This window comes from Bacteroides sp. OM05-10AA (assembly GCF_003439055.1).
Taxonomy (GTDB): domain Bacteria; phylum Bacteroidota; class Bacteroidia; order Bacteroidales; family Bacteroidaceae; genus Bacteroides; species Bacteroides intestinigallinarum.
In genome coordinates, this window is record NZ_QSUR01000040.1 from 16348 (window position 1) to 31424 (window position 15077).

A 15077-nucleotide genomic window follows, 5' to 3' on the forward strand; every position below is an offset into this window, starting at 1 on the left:
TTATAATTTTTAATCTTTAATTTTTAATTATAATAGTATGGATTTATTCGATCAAGTCAGCGAAGACATTAAAACCGCAATGAAGGCGAAAGACAAAGTAGCCCTTGAAACTTTGAGAAATATAAAGAAGTTCTTCCTGGAAGCTAAGACTGCCCCGGGAGCTAACGATATATTGACAGATGATGCTGCTCTGAAGATTATCCAGAAACTTGTGAAACAAGGAAAAGATTCTGCTGAAATCTATATCGGACAGGGTCGTCAGGATTTGGCTGACGTAGAATTAGGCCAGGTAGCCGTTATGGAGAAATACCTGCCGAAACAAATGACTGCCGAAGAACTGGAAGCTGCATTGAAGGAAATTATCGCTGAAACAGGTGCTACAAGCGGTAAAGATATGGGTAAAGTAATGGGAGTTGCCTCCAAGAAGCTAGCAGGTCTTGCAGAAGGACGTGCCATTTCTGCAAAAGTGAAAGAGCTTTTGGGATAACCTCCGGGACTTCCACAGAAAATTTTATTTCGATTTTATCTTACACCCTACACTAACCAGAGTTTATCTATTTGATTAATAGCAGTATAAACCTGTGCAAGATGCCGTTGCAGATGCGTGCAAGATGTTTTATCTTACACACATCTGCAACTTTCTTTTATAGTAGCAACACCTCTTATCTTTTGTATAGAGCATTAGTTCACAGTATAAGAACACATTGTTTCAACGTCAAAAACACTTTGTTTAGAGCCTAGAAACAAAGTGTTTCGATATAGCAAACAGCCTGTTTCAAGGCATGAAACAGTTACTCTTCCATTGTATACGACCCATTCTGTGTAGTATAAGTTGATTTTAAAGCGTAATTATTCGATTTTATCACGAAATATCGGTGTAATAACGTGCAAACGAAGATTATTCTTTCATCGTTTGTCATGAAATCTATATCCAAGCCCCAACATCAGGTTATTAGGATCTTTAAATTTGCTCAACTGATATCCCACATGCAAAAACAAATGTCGGGTGACATAGGTTTTGAGAGCCAAAATCTGGTAAAACCCTTTTGTATCATCCCCACTGCATATCAGATTTCGCCCAATACCTGCATTGATTGAAAAAATAGGCATCACCCATTCTGCCCGGAGAGACAAACCAACGGCAAATTGTTCCCGGAAAGGAGGACGATGAAACTTTAAATCGTCCATAAAGCTTCCTTCCAGCTTATAGTCTTTAATATTGGCACTCTCGTCATACTGTGCATCCAGAGAAAGCCCGGCACGAAAATAGTTGTTGAAATTATACATCGGAGCGAAATTGAGCCCGGCAATACCAAATGAACCGGGCACCAAACTTGGTACGCCATCTTTTACAAACCCTCTTTTACGTGTAGCTCCGTATATCACCAAGTCATAGCTGATATGCGGCTTCACATAAAGGCGTTTGGGAACATCTGTGGATGCATCCTCTTCACCGAACGTACGTACCACTCCGATTCTTCCTCCAATAACATTAAGTCCCCCATTAGGATAATGTGTATTTCCATTGGAAAAATGTGTGAGATCTACACCTGCTGCCAGTTTCCACTGCGGATGAAGTTGCCAATTCAATACCAAACCTAAATTGATATATGCATTGATTTTAGAACCAATAACTTCATTCTGCGGATAGTATTGCCCGTCATATTTCTTCCAACCGAAAGATGCACCGAAATTCCACTCATAATCAAATGACAGACGAGGTGAAACTTGCATAATACGTGCGCCCTGAAAGGCATATACCGCCACGGGATTCCCCAATTCAGCGGGACAGTAGAAAGTATTATATGAAATACCTATCCCCTGATAAGCATGAGGATACAATCTACCCAAATTGGAGTCTTTGCTAAACCGGAAAGCATATTTCAAATGCAGGGAAAGTGATTGGTTAATCCTTTTCTGTTGCGCATTATCTCCTTCGAGGAAACTATTTGTCGGAGCCACATAACCGGGACGAATGTCAAAACCTATCTGATGGATAGGCGCATATTTTATGCTGTCGTGTTGCTGTTCGACTGGTTGCACAACTGTCTGTGCCTCTAACTTTCCGCCAACTACCGAGAAAGCTAATAAGCAAATCATATACAGCAATCGTCCGGTATTCATATTTCTATTCATTGATGTTCTCGCGTTTTATGTGATAGTCTACAGGCATTTTACTTTGCAGCATACCGGTGATGATTCGTTGCTTTTTGGTTTTAGGATGGAAAGCATAGAGAGTGTATTGCGTTTCAAACCGCTCATACTCTAACATCAAGGTGATTCTCTGAATAGTAGAAGGCGGAATGAGGATTTCTTTCTGTTCTGTATTATGGTAAGGAAAGGATTGTTTTGTAGAGATATATTGCGCCTTTTTACCATTCATCTCCAAATATCTACTCTTAATGCTCGGTATCTCTACTGTCAGATTACTTTCTCCCAATAATTGAAAAGCCTCGGGCATATAGCTTGTGAATATCACTTCATGTTGAACATCCTCATAAGGAGATAACAGATAGGGGTATGGAATGTCCCAATAGTTAGGTTGTACAAAACTATTTTGTGTCTCTATCACCTTTCCGTAAGAATACATATCTAAAGAATAAGTGATATGATCGAACACATACCTGTCTGACGGTGAAATTTCAACATATATATCTTGCGACTCATATTCGTTGCCTACTACAAGCATTAATCGAAAGTGAGTAGAACGAGCGTTCTCGTCCACCGTTATCTTCAATTCTTTAGGATTGCTGCGATCGACGGTGAAACCTATCAACTCCTCGTCGCATACAATCTTGCCCAATCCCTTCAAGTATGGGATTTGATCCGTCATTATCAGATTACCATTCTCATCAAAAACTTTATATGGATAGGAAAAGCTTTCATCGTAATTATACATCCCAAATAAATCCCAATTGGAAGATGCAAATCGGATCGTTGCGACATCACCGTTTCCGTCCAAAGTAAGTTCTGAATCGGAAGACCGGAAATCATCAACAAATACATCACCGTTACAACTATAGAGTCCCAATAGAATAAGAAAATAAGTCGTGAAGTTTATGAATGTTTTCATGTTGTTTTCTCTCTTGTCATTTCATAAGGGACAAAAGTAACATATATTTTTAGAATTCAGTATCTTGTCTGTAATCAAAAGCATCGCCGCACTGAAAAACGCCGTATTGGCCTTTCTGGATTGGAAACGAATATAAGCAGGATAACCGTAAACGATTAAAAGCACTAATCAAACAGTTCTTTCAATACCTCCAATGATTTCAATGCCGGGAAGTCAGGCAGATGCAAACGATAATAATCATTCATAATCGTCAGGCAACGGGTACGCTCCGCACGGCTCATACCGAAAAGATGCATGGTCTCATAATTCATGCGCATCAATTGACGGAGACGGGCAGCCTCTTCAGGATTGATATAGGAAGAATGTAGTTGGGGACGAATGGAAGTGAAACAGGCATTCAATAAATCGAAGTAATCGCCGGTATGATAATCTTCCAGGTTCGGGTAAAGCCCCAGAAAACGCGAAAGACGCATCAGAAAAACCAGATGAAAATTGGCAAATCCCTCTCCACACTCATCCAGCCAAATGATAGAATGTTGCAGATAGGCGAATAACGGACAGTTCTCTGCCTCCTCCCGGATAGCCCTGTAAAGAAACTCCGACAAGAAAAGTGCCATCGAAGACTTATACGGATCATAAGGTATGGAAGAAAATGGATAAAAAGATTTCGCTTCCTTCACACGATAAAGTGTCGCATTAGGCCGATAGTCAGCCTCGAACTCAATAAAAGATAACGGTTGGAAAAGTACGGATTTCACAGCCGCTTTTCGCGAACGAGGCACTGTTACAAGGAAAGAAGCTCTGCCGGACAACTCCGTATACATATCTACAATGATAGAAGTATCATTGTATTTCAACGTATGAAGAACTATTCCTTTCGTTTTCTGCAGCATAACTGAATAACCTCATTTCCAAATCCGAAGCAAAGCTACAAAAAATACAAGGTAATCGGAGAGATTTTAAAGGCATTAACAACAAAAAAGATAACTACTTTTGTTATAGTCCCTGAATAACAAGTAAAGATAAACAAGCTTATGAAACGAAAAAGTAATAAAAACGGATTTACCGGATGCGCCAAAGCATACATCCGGAATTTACAGGAAGAAGGTCGTTATTCGACAGCACATGTGTATAAGAATGCAATTCTGTCATTCACAAGGTTCTGTGGTACTCCCAGCATAACTTTCGGGCAGATCACTCGCGATAGTTTGAGACGATACGGACAGCACCTCCACGAACATGGGTTGAAGCCAAACACTGTTTCGACCTATATGCGTATGTTGCGCAGCATCTATAATCGTAGTGTAGAAGCAGGGGTAGCCCGCTTTATCCCCCGACTGTTTCGTGACGTATACACTGGCGTAGATGTACGACAGAAAAAGGCGCTCCCGGTCAGCGAACTGCATACACTTCTCTACAAAGCCCCTCAATCCCAACACTTAATCCGTACGCAAGCTATCGCACGGTTGATGTTCCAATTCTGCGGTATGCCGTTCTCTGATTTCGCACATTTAGAGAAATCGGCATTGGAAGACGGAATCCTTAGATACAATCGTATAAAAACAGGCACACCAATAAGTCTTGAAATCCTGGACACCTCCAAGAAAGAAATAAACAGGCTGCGTAACAGCAATCCACCGAGAGAAGATTGCCCAGACTACCTATTTAATATAATGAGAGGAGATAAGAGACGAAAAGAAGAAGGCATATATAAGGAATATCAGTCAGCCCTCCGCCGATTCAACAATCAATTAAAAAGCCTGTCAAGAGAACTAAACCTAAAATCACCTGTCAGTTCATATACCATTCGGCATTCTTGGGCAACAAATGCCAAATACCAGGGAATCCCTATTGAAATGATCAGTGAATCACTAGGACATAAATCTATAAAAACCACGCAAACTTATCTGAAAGGTTTTGGTTTGAAGAAAAGAACAGAAGCCAATCAATTGAATTGTTTTTACGTAGAATCTTACAACACAAGTCATCAATAATACATAAACAACTATCTATCAGCAATCTGCCTTATCCATTACTTCTTAGGTAACGGATATAAATACTGCACAAAGATATATAAAAAGAGTATTACATTCCAAATTAATTATACATTATTTTATTCAACTTCTTTCGAAGAATAAAATAAGATATGAGAACACGAATCACTTTTAGTTCATGTTCCAACTATCTATTGCCAATCATCGGACCACTTTTTTCTGTCCGAAAGCTTCCAGAGACATATATCAATAAAAGACCACCGTCTTTTTTACTTTTCCCCCATGTGTTCCTGTCATTAAACAGGAGTTCCGTTACCTAAGAAGTAACAGATACACATAAACAAATAATTATGACACACAAACCCAATATCAGCAAAAATGAAAGGTCTGCTGCCAGCAACAGGTGGAGACATGCGGCAAACATTAAACATGGGCTAGCTATCATTGCCTTTGTTGCATGTATTCTGCCTGCTTCGAACCTTTGCGGACAAAATATAGCCATTAAAAGCAATCTGCTTTACGATCTAACCACTACTCTCAATATGGGAGGAGAAGTGCGATGTGACGATACGCATACCATCAGCCTTTCCCTCAATTACAACCCCTGGAACTTCGGAGGGAACAAAAAGATGAAGCATTTCCTGTTGCAGCCAGAATACCGTAAATGGTTTAATGAAGCATTCACAGGAAGTTTTATCGGCTTTCAGCTACACTATGCTTTGTTCAATTTTGGAGGAATGCTCCCCTGGGGATTCAGCGATGGGAAAATGCTGGGTATTGAGAACAGGCAGATTGCTCACAACAGATATCAAGGCAATCTGGCGGGTTTCGGCATTTCCTACGGTTATCAATGGATAATCAGCCCTCAATGGAATCTGGAAGCAGGAATCTCACTCGGATATGCACACCTTAACTATAAACGCTACGGACAGTCTGAAGGTGCAGCCCTATTGGAAAAATCAAGCTGCAACTACTGGGGACCTACACAAGCAGGGATATCAATTATATATTTCATCCGATAAATCAACCTAATAATAACCACATAAAATGAAAACGAAAGCATTCATATTTTTCAGCTTATTGATATGCAATCTACTCCCGGCACAAAACATTAAACTGGATATTACTCCACACTTTCTCGGAGTGCGGGCAGATTCATTACTACTCTCCATGGATGTATCGGTAGAGATAGAAAATATGGAGTCTAAAAATGCCGTCAGACTAACGCCCGTCTTAACCGGACAGGAAAGAAAAATCTTACTACCTTCCATCTTATTGAACGGCAAACAAAAACAGAAATTATATCTGCGTAACCAGATATTACGAAAAAAAAGCGAGCATAAGGAAGAGGACGCAACCTACCTCGTTGCCGGTATCGACGAAAGTCATTCCCGCACCATCGCTTACCGGACTTCGTTGCCCGCAGAAGATTGGATGAACCATGCAACTCTCCTCCTTCGGAGAACAATCATCCGTCCTGAAGGTGAACAAGCGTTGAAAGATACTTTACTCATTACATCTCAACCTGCTGCACTCCCATCCTCCCAAAAGAATCCGGACGAGGTTACATCAACAGCAGAAAACACGTCGCCAACTGATACGACAACCACAAAAATGAAATATAAAGGTTCGTATGTTTCCCCGGCTACGGATGATGTAGATATACGAAATCAGAAAGAGTTGAATTTTAATCTTGAAGAGGCTAAGATTATGGCTGACGTCAATCCACAAATGTTGTCGCTCCGCGAACTCTATACCGTAGCTCTGTCGTATGCAGATAACAAAGCTAAGTTTTACCAAATTATTAACATTAGTGTCAAACTGTATCCTGTACACCCCATCGCCAACCTAAACGCTGCCGCTGCTGCCATCGAACAAGGAGACACTCAATCAATAAGCAAGTTTTTATCGATGGCTCCTCATGACAGCCTTGCTTATAAGAATTGCCGGGGTGTATATGAGCTGATGACTGGAAACACATACGAAGGCATTCGCATGTTAAAGGCTGCTAAGACAGAAGGTTCCGAAGAGGCTTCTTACAATCTGAATGTATTTTTTGAAAATAATAAACGTCCTTAACGAACAGACACAATGAAATATTTCTTATTCTTATTCCTGTTCTTATCTGTTGGTTGGCTCCACTGTCGCTCACAGAAAGTAGCAGTCAGCGTGAATACGCTTCCGGCAATAGATGGGGCTTTCGAAGCCTGAGTCTCCTATGCCATAGGAAATAAAAGCACAGTTGAACTGACCGGCAGTCTACGACCATGGAAACGGGAAGAGAAATATGTGAACCGCTATTGGCTGATACAGCCAGAATATAAATACTGGACTTGCCAGAAGTTTAACGGCTTTTTCTGGGGTGCTTACCTCAATGGGGCACAATTCAATATCGGAGGGAAAAAACTGCCTTTCGGTATATTCGCCGGGTTGAAAAAATACAGATATGAAGGATGGCTGGCAGGTGGAGGTATCAGTGCCGGATATCACTGGATGCTGGATAATCATTGGAATATAGAAACAAGTCTGGGAGTAGGATACGATTTTATCCGCTACAAGCAGTACAACTGTGTCAAGAAATGCGCCGGATTACGAGACAAAGGTGATTATCATTACATAGGGCCTAGTAAGGCTTCAATAAGTTTAGTTTATCTATTTTAAAATAAAACAGGATGAAAAGTTTATGGAAAGTCTGGTTCTCCAGAAGAAGAAGTATCTATATACGAATAGCACGTCAATGCCGTTCTACCCCATGGAGAGTATATTATCTAGGGCATGGAGGCATCAGCAGATCAATAAAGGACATAAAGATATTGAAAGCATTGCAACAGCAAGGAATCATCTCACGAATTTATCCATGGTGAGTTATGATTGCTTTTGTTACAGATAAGGAGTCATTTAGTTATAAAATTATGAAAACAGGAGGAACTTTTATCATTGCAACCATCTTATCTCTTTTTCTTCAGGCACAGACACCTGTAGCAGGAGATGATGGCACTGTTCGAGCCACTTCCTCCAGCCTGCACAAGGCCGGGAAAGAATTACTGGTTTCTATTGAAATAGAAATCACCCGTGACTTCCTGCCCAATGAATCAATGACATTGGTACCTGTTGTCAGTGACAGTCTGGAACACCGGTTGGAATTACCAGCTATCTATATCAACAGCCGAAAACAACACATCATATTTTTGCGCGAAGCCGGCAAGAAGGAAAAAGAAGCCGAAGCATTGCAAAGAAAAAACGGAAGTCGGCAGACAATGCATTATCTGCAATCTGTACCTTTCGAAAGTTGGATGAATCATGCCACTCTCTCACTCGTTGAGAAAAGCTGTGGCTGTGGGATTCCGGGTGAAGAAAATTTCACTTGTATCGCCCGTTTACACCCACAGCCAACCCCTATTCCACAACTCGTATTCTTGACTCCCCAAGTGGAAACCTCGAAAATCAGAGAAGAAAAAGGGTGCGCGTTTATTGATTTTCCTGTCAATGTGACTGCTATATACGAAACGTACAGCAACAATACAGTAGAACTGAATAAAATTATTGAAACAATCAACACCATTAAAAATGACACCAACGTTACCATCACACACATCAGCATTCACGGCTACGCTTCACCCGACGGACCTTACCGACTCAATGAGAAGTTGGCCCGTGAACGTACTCAATCTGTGAAAGAGTATGTAAATCAGCTATATGCATTCGACGGAGCGCATATCCAGACAGACTATACTCCCGAAGATTGGGAAGGATTTGAAGCTCTTCTCTGTGATACGACTTTTCAAGAGAAAGAAGCGATAATAAAAACCATAACAAGCGACATTCACCCCGACAGCAAGGAGAGAAAGTTAAAAAAGCACTTCCCTGCATTCTACGATTTTGTCCTGAAGCATTGGTTTACTCTACTTAGACATTCCGACTACACTATTGAGTATCGTGTACGCCCGTTTACTCTTGCAGAATCCCGGAAAGTCTTTACTACAAACCCTAAAAATCTGAGTCTTGAAGAAATGTTTCGTCTCGCACTTGCCAGTACACCTGGAAGCGAAACTTATAATCAGATTTTCATGACTGCCGTACAACTATTTCCCGATAATCCCACAGCCAACCTGAATGCCGCCTGCATAGCCTTGATGCAAAGAGACGTCCAAACAGCTGCCACTTATCTGGAAAAAGCTCCGGAAGTACCGGAAACAATATTAGCAAAAGGAGTTCTATGCTTTCTTAAAAACAACTATGAAGAAGCAGAGTACTTATTCAGACAAGCTCAAAAAGCAGGACTATCACAAGCGGATAATAATCTGCAATTAGTCCGTGCACTAAAATAAACACTCATTAAAACCAAATGTAAAATGAAAAGATTCAGTAAATTAATGTCACTGCTTTTATTCGCAGCAGTCACACAGTACAGTTGCATCAATGATGCAGATGTTGTCATCGCCGATGATACTCATTCGGAGTCAAATGGCAATCTCGCCTTGTTCTTCGAGATTCCAAACGTTGCTACCAGTCGAAGTGCCGAATCGTCCGGCGTTACCACCGAAGGTTCGAAAGAAGAATATGCGGTAAAGAGTCTCACTGTTTATCTATTTGACGCGACCACAAAAACGCTCAAAGATCAGCAGGAACTGAAGAACATCAACCGGACAGTTACGAGCGGTCAAAACATACAGTACACCGCCGACAAAATCACTGTAAATCCGGGAACTTATAACATCTTTGCCATAGCTAACGGAAAAGCAATCACAGGAAATATCAGCACACAAGAGGCTTTTCTGAATGCAGTTGATGCCGTTACTTACAGTGCAGGAAAAATTCCAAGCGTACCCGAAAACGGTTTCGTTATGACCAATCGTGGAGCTGCCAATCTGAACGTTGAAGTGAAGAAACCTACAGACTCCGATAAAGTGACTAGTGTATCCATCGGTCTCGAACGCGTGGTTGCCAAAGTTGAACTGACTCAAACACAAGAAACTTTCCCACTAACAGACCCATCCGGAAAGACCTACTGTACAATCAAACTGAACAATTTCAGAATGTTGAACTTGGCAACCCAGTTTTATACTTTCCGCCATACAGCAGTACTGAACAGTTTTCAGGAACCAGATTCATATACTGATGAAAACTTCGGTGATATCAACGACAACAATGGTTATGTTATCGATCCTTATTTCTTCAAGAAAACAGTGGAGAACGCCGGGGACTTTACAAACGCCGACGGTTTCTTTGCACAAGCTCTAGTACAGTTGGATATCAACGACGGCAACTGGGCAGGCATGGCTCAAGCTAACAGTTGGTCACATATCTACTGCCTGGAAAACTGTATGTTCCTTGACGCCCAACTGAATGCATACAGCACGGGAGTTATGTTCAAAGCCAACATGGATATTGCCCCCGACCGCGTTTTCAATGAAAATGGCGATGTAGTTAGCAATCAGTCCAACTGGCCGACTAATATGTTCTACTTCAATTACAACTTTTATACCAGCGTAGATGCAATCCGTAAACTAGTTCTTAATAATTTGCCCGACGATGTCACTGACAACTCGACAACAGAAGAGCTAGCTCGATATAGTATCAAACGTTTCAAGAAAACGGAAAACTACTCTTGTTATTACAATTACTGGATCAAACACCTTGATAATAATTCTCCGGAAATGGGTGTCATGGAATTCGGTATCGTACGCAACAATATATACAGATTGTCAGTCAACAAAATTGCAGGACTCGGTAGCGGCGAACCTTTCATCGACCCGGATCAGCCGGATGAATATAAAGCCGAACTAGACATCAATTTCAATGTTTTTCCGTGGGCCGTACGTAATCAAGATGTAGAACTTGAATAAGTATTGGCCACCCGAACTAAATTTATTATAAATGCGTCCATTTTTACTCTATATTATCAGTGCCATCGCCTTGTTCTCATCCTGCAACTGGGTGAACGACGACTTGTCAGACTGCCCTTCCGGGACTTGGCTGAAAATCTCGTATACCTATAATATACTAGATGTGGACGCTGCCTCCACACAAGTAAGCGACATTACCATCCTTGCTTTCGACAAGGATGATAAATATGTGGATCGAGTGGACGTAGACAGCATTACATTACATCAAGGCTACTGTATGGTAAGAGTACCGTTTCCCGAAGGAACTTATCGTTTGCTTATATGGGGAGGGACATCCAACCACATGTACCAGCTCCCTAATCTCAAAGCTGGACAAACGGAACGAAGGTCCCTGAATATATCACTGGCATGCGATAATAAGAATCAGTCGAACAAGAAACTGAATGCACTCTTTTACAGTAGCCTTGAAAATATTACTATTAGTCAAAAATATCAGGTTATTACCGCCAATTTAGTGAAAGATACTAATTATTTCTCATGCATTCTTCAAGATGAAGCAAATGCCCCTCTACACCAAGAGGACTTTTCCTTTACGCTGGAATCTGCCAACGGAATAATAGACTACACAAACACACCGGTCGGTACAACTCCAGTCTACTATCTTCCATACCAGAAGGAAGTGGCTGTAATGTCCGAGCAAACTCCGGTCATCCATGCGAGATTAAATACATTACGTATCATGAAAGGAGATCAGACAACCTTATCGATCAAACATATACCAAGCGGCCAGAACATTCTTCGTCTCCCACTCACTCAATATCTGTTGTTATCCAAAATCTACAATGATATAGGTGAAATGAGTGACCAGGAGTATCTCGACCGTCAGGACTCATATACGCTTTTGTTCTTTATCCAGCCATCAGATACCGGAATTCCGCAGATATGCCCAAGAATGCAAGTTAACGGATGGATTATACGCCTGAACAACTCCGAACTGGAGTCTTAAAAACGTGTGACGAAATAGTATGTAAACAATATTTAGGTGAGATGTATTTACAAAGGCTACTGCGAAGTACCCTAGTGGGCTCTTTTGCCCTCTGCTCATGTAATGTTTCCCACTACATGTAGCGTCTTAATAAAACGATTTTTCAAAGAAAATATCGTTTTATTAAAATTGTTTGTTTTGTTTGTGTTTAGTGCATTCTGTCCAAGCGAGGAGAGAATGCACTTTTTTTTGTTACAAGAGAAATCACAAAAATAAGCAACCTTTTTATTCCATTATAATATAATAAGGTAGATGGAAGAGAACACCTTCCAGTATTTTTCACTGGGGAGATTTTTTTTTATAAAAACTGGAACCATCTATTTTATTGAATATCAATATAAAAGAATGGTCACTTTGAAAAAAAACACATATTCAACGAAAAAAATCCTATAAATCATTTGTCAGTTTCAAAAAAGTTCCTACCTTTGCATCCGCAATCGAGAAACAAACACAGATTCGAGAAAGCAAAATGCAGAAATGCAACAACAGGATGGCCCGTTCGTCTATCGGTTAGGACGCAAGATTTTCATTCTTGAAAGGGGGGTTCGATTCCCCCACGGGCTACAAGTTAAAAGAATAAAGAACTAAAAAAATAGATTAGTCGAGATGGCAAATCATAAATCATCACTGAAAAGAATCAGACAAGAAGAGACAAGAAGACTTCACAACAGATATTATGGCAAGACCATGAGAAATGCTGTTAGAAAGCTTCGTGCAACTACTGATAAAGCAGAAGCAGTTGCAATGTACCCAGGCATTACAAAGATGTTGGATAAGTTGGCTAAAGTGAACATCATTCACAAGAACAAAGCTAGCAATCTGAAATCTAAGTTGGCTCTTTACATCAACAAGCTCGCTTAATAATAAGAATTTAACAATTCTATATAGCATCCAGGCTGAACTTTTAAGTTCGGCCTTTCTTGTTTATAACCAACTGAATATCAAACTTATCAAGAAAGCGGAGAATCAACCCGCATTCTTTATTTTTCACTGATTATTCTTCGCCAAGTCGACAATTTTCACTATATTTGCTCTGTTATTAAAGTTAGAAAGGCAATTATGAGCGAAGAACAAATCACTCCCAATAACGGGTCTTATTCTGCGGATAGCATCCAGGTATTGGAAGGTCTTGAAGCAGTAAGAAAACGCCCTGCGATGTACATTGGTGACATCAGCGTCAAGGGACTTCACCATTTGGTATACGAAATCGTTGACAACTCTATCGACGAAGCATTGGCCGGCTATTGCGACCATATCGAAGTAACAATCAACGAAGACAATTCAATCACAGTACAGGACAACGGACGTGGTATTCCGGTGGACTATCACGAGAAAGAAAAGAAGTCGGCACTGGAAGTTGCCATGACCGTACTGCATGCCGGAGGTAAATTCGACAAGGGTTCTTACAAGGTATCCGGAGGTTTGCACGGTGTAGGTATGTCTTGCGTAAACGCGCTGTCTACCCACATGACTACGCAAGTATTCCGTGATGGTAAAATCTATCAGCAGGAGTACGAGATCGGTAAACCGCTTTACTCTGTAAAAGAAGTCGGTACAGCCGACATTACGGGAACCCGCCAACAATTCTGGCCGGATGATACTATCTTTACTGAAACGGTATACGACTACAAGATTCTGGCTTCACGTCTACGCGAATTGGCTTATCTGAACGCCGGTCTTCGTATCTCCCTGACTGACCGTCGGGTTGTGAATGAGGACGGAAGCTTCAAGGGTGAGCAGTTTTATTCAGAAGAAGGTTTGAGAGAGTTTGTACGTTTTATCGAGTCTTCACGCGAGCACTTGATTAACGACGTTATCTATCTGAACTCAGAAAAACAGGGAATTCCTATTGAAGTGGCTATCATGTACAATACCGGATTCTCCGAAAACGTTCACTCATACGTTAACAATATCAACACCATCGAAGGTGGTACACACCTGGCAGGTTTCCGTCGTGCACTGACCCGTACGTTGAAGAAATATGCTGAAGACAGCAAGATGCTGGAAAAGGTGAAGGTTGAAATCTCGGGAGATGACTTCCGTGAAGGTTTGACCGCTGTTATTTCTGTAAAAGTAGCTGAACCGCAGTTTGAAGGACAGACTAAAACGAAGTTGGGTAACAACGAAGTGATGGGTGCTGTTGACCAGGCAGTAGGTGAAGTATTGGCATATTATCTGGAAGAACATCCGAAGGAAGCAAAAACGATTGTAGACAAGGTGATTCTCGCAGCTACCGCACGTCACGCAGCAAGAAAAGCTCGTGAAATGGTACAACGCAAGTCACCGATGTCAGGTGGCGGTCTGCCGGGTAAATTAGCTGACTGTTCGGATAAGGATCCTTCAAAATGTGAATTATTCCTCGTCGAGGGAGATTCGGCAGGTGGTACTGCCAAGCAGGGACGTAACCGTATGTTCCAGGCTATCCTCCCATTACGTGGTAAGATTCTGAACGTAGAGAAGGCCATGTATCACAAGGCTTTGGAAAGTGATGAAATCCGCAATATCTACACAGCCCTCGGTGTGACTATCGGAACAGACGAAGACAGCAAGGAAGCCAACATACAGAAGTTACGCTATCACAAGATTATCATTATGACCGATGCCGACGTCGATGGTTCTCACATCGACACACTGATTATGACGTTCTTCTTCCGCTATATGCCACAGATTATCCAGAATGGCTATTTGTATATCGCCACTCCCCCGCTCTACCTCTGCAAAAAAGGTAAAGTAGAAGAGTATTGCTGGACAGATACACAGCGTCAGAAGTTTATCGACACTTACGGCGGTGGTTCGGAAAATGCAATTCATACACAGCGTTACAAAGGTTTGGGTGAAATGAACGCACAGCAGTTGTGGGAAACAACTATGGACCCCGAAAACCGTATGTTGAAACAAGTAAATATTGACAACGCTGCTGAAGCCGATTATATCTTCTCTATGTTGATGGGTGAAGATGTAGGACCACGCCGCGAGTTTATTGAAGAAAATGCAACGTATGCAAATATCGATACATAATTAAATAATTACGTTTTATAAACCAACCTCACATCTTACAACGAGGAAACGCCGATGGCAAAGGAACATCCTTCGATCGGCGTTTTTCTTTTGCCCAAAGG

General features: G+C 41.3%; 13 protein-coding genes, 1 tRNA gene and 1 pseudogene. 12 read left to right on the forward strand and 3 right to left on the reverse strand.

Going from position 1 to position 15077, the window contains the following annotated elements; genetic code table 11:
• The first annotated feature begins 37 nt into the window (after positions 1-37).
• Positions 38-487, forward strand: a complete 450-nt coding sequence (locus tag DXB58_RS23120; protein WP_004298215.1) for a GatB/YqeY domain-containing protein — start codon at positions 38-40, stop codon at positions 485-487.
• 419 nt (positions 488-906) lie between these two features.
• Here the strand turns inward: DXB58_RS23120 and DXB58_RS23125 are convergent, their stop codons facing one another.
• The 3 genes from DXB58_RS23125 to recO form a co-directional block, all read right to left on the reverse strand.
• The gene (locus DXB58_RS23125) at positions 907-2136 is read right to left on the reverse strand and encodes an acyloxyacyl hydrolase (RefSeq protein ID WP_122138392.1); all 1230 of its coding nucleotides are present in this window, start codon (positions 2134-2136) and stop codon (positions 907-909) included.
• Positions 2129-3073: a hypothetical protein gene (locus DXB58_RS23130; protein WP_122138393.1), complete on the reverse strand. Its 945-nt coding sequence runs from the start codon at positions 3071-3073 to the stop codon at positions 2129-2131. Before DXB58_RS23130 ends, DXB58_RS23125 begins: the two co-directional genes overlap by 8 nt.
• 164 nt (positions 3074-3237) lie before the next feature.
• The gene (gene recO / locus DXB58_RS23135) at positions 3238-3966 is read right to left on the reverse strand and encodes a DNA repair protein RecO (protein ID WP_122138394.1); all 729 of its coding nucleotides are present in this window, start codon (positions 3964-3966) and stop codon (positions 3238-3240) included.
• A 141-nt stretch (positions 3967-4107) separates the two neighbouring features.
• On the opposite strand from recO, the gene DXB58_RS23140 reads away from it, so the two are divergent.
• The 11 genes and pseudogenes from DXB58_RS23140 to gyrB all read left to right on the forward strand — a co-directional run bounded on the left by DXB58_RS23140 (position 4108) and on the right by gyrB (position 14976).
• Positions 4108-5067 (forward strand): tyrosine-type DNA invertase cluster 3b, encoded by a 960-nt coding sequence (locus tag DXB58_RS23140; protein WP_122138395.1) that lies wholly within the window; start codon positions 4108-4110, stop codon positions 5065-5067.
• Positions 5068-5417: 350 nt separating this feature from the next.
• Positions 5418-6089, forward strand: a complete 672-nt coding sequence (locus tag DXB58_RS23145; protein WP_117932390.1) for a DUF3575 domain-containing protein — start codon at positions 5418-5420, stop codon at positions 6087-6089.
• Positions 6090-6114: 25 nt separating this feature from the next.
• Positions 6115-7146, forward strand: coding sequence for a DUF3868 domain-containing protein (locus DXB58_RS23150; RefSeq protein WP_117932392.1), 1032 nt, complete (start codon positions 6115-6117; stop codon positions 7144-7146).
• A 12-nt stretch (positions 7147-7158) separates the two neighbouring features.
• Positions 7159-7728: pseudogene (locus DXB58_RS23155) on the forward strand (DUF3575 domain-containing protein).
• 11 nt (positions 7729-7739) lie between these two features.
• Positions 7740-7931 (forward strand): hypothetical protein, encoded by a 192-nt coding sequence (locus DXB58_RS23160; protein WP_158570829.1) that lies wholly within the window; start codon positions 7740-7742, stop codon positions 7929-7931.
• A 48-nt stretch (positions 7932-7979) separates the two neighbouring features.
• Positions 7980-9395 carry a DUF3868 domain-containing protein gene (locus DXB58_RS23165; protein WP_122138412.1) on the forward strand — a complete coding sequence of 472 codons (1416 nt, stop codon included), beginning with the start codon at positions 7980-7982 and terminating at the stop codon, positions 9393-9395.
• Between the two features lie 24 nt (positions 9396-9419).
• On the forward strand, positions 9420-10913 hold the full coding sequence (locus DXB58_RS23170; protein ID WP_122138397.1) for an Mfa1 family fimbria major subunit: 1494 nt from the start codon (positions 9420-9422) through the stop codon (positions 10911-10913).
• A 31-nt stretch (positions 10914-10944) separates the two neighbouring features.
• Complete coding sequence (locus DXB58_RS23175; RefSeq protein ID WP_122138398.1) at positions 10945-11919, forward strand: FimB/Mfa2 family fimbrial subunit; 975 nt, start codon at positions 10945-10947, stop codon at positions 11917-11919.
• Positions 11920-12450: 531 nt separating this feature from the next.
• A tRNA-Glu gene (locus DXB58_RS23180) sits at positions 12451-12522 on the forward strand.
• A 42-nt stretch (positions 12523-12564) separates the two neighbouring features.
• Positions 12565-12819 (forward strand): 30S ribosomal protein S20, encoded by a 255-nt coding sequence (gene rpsT / locus DXB58_RS23185; protein ID WP_004298235.1) that lies wholly within the window; start codon positions 12565-12567, stop codon positions 12817-12819.
• A 198-nt stretch (positions 12820-13017) separates the two neighbouring features.
• Positions 13018-14976 (forward strand): DNA topoisomerase (ATP-hydrolyzing) subunit B, encoded by a 1959-nt coding sequence (gyrB, locus tag DXB58_RS23190; protein ID WP_117610775.1) that lies wholly within the window; start codon positions 13018-13020, stop codon positions 14974-14976.
• The last annotated feature ends 101 nt before the right edge of the window (positions 14977-15077 follow it).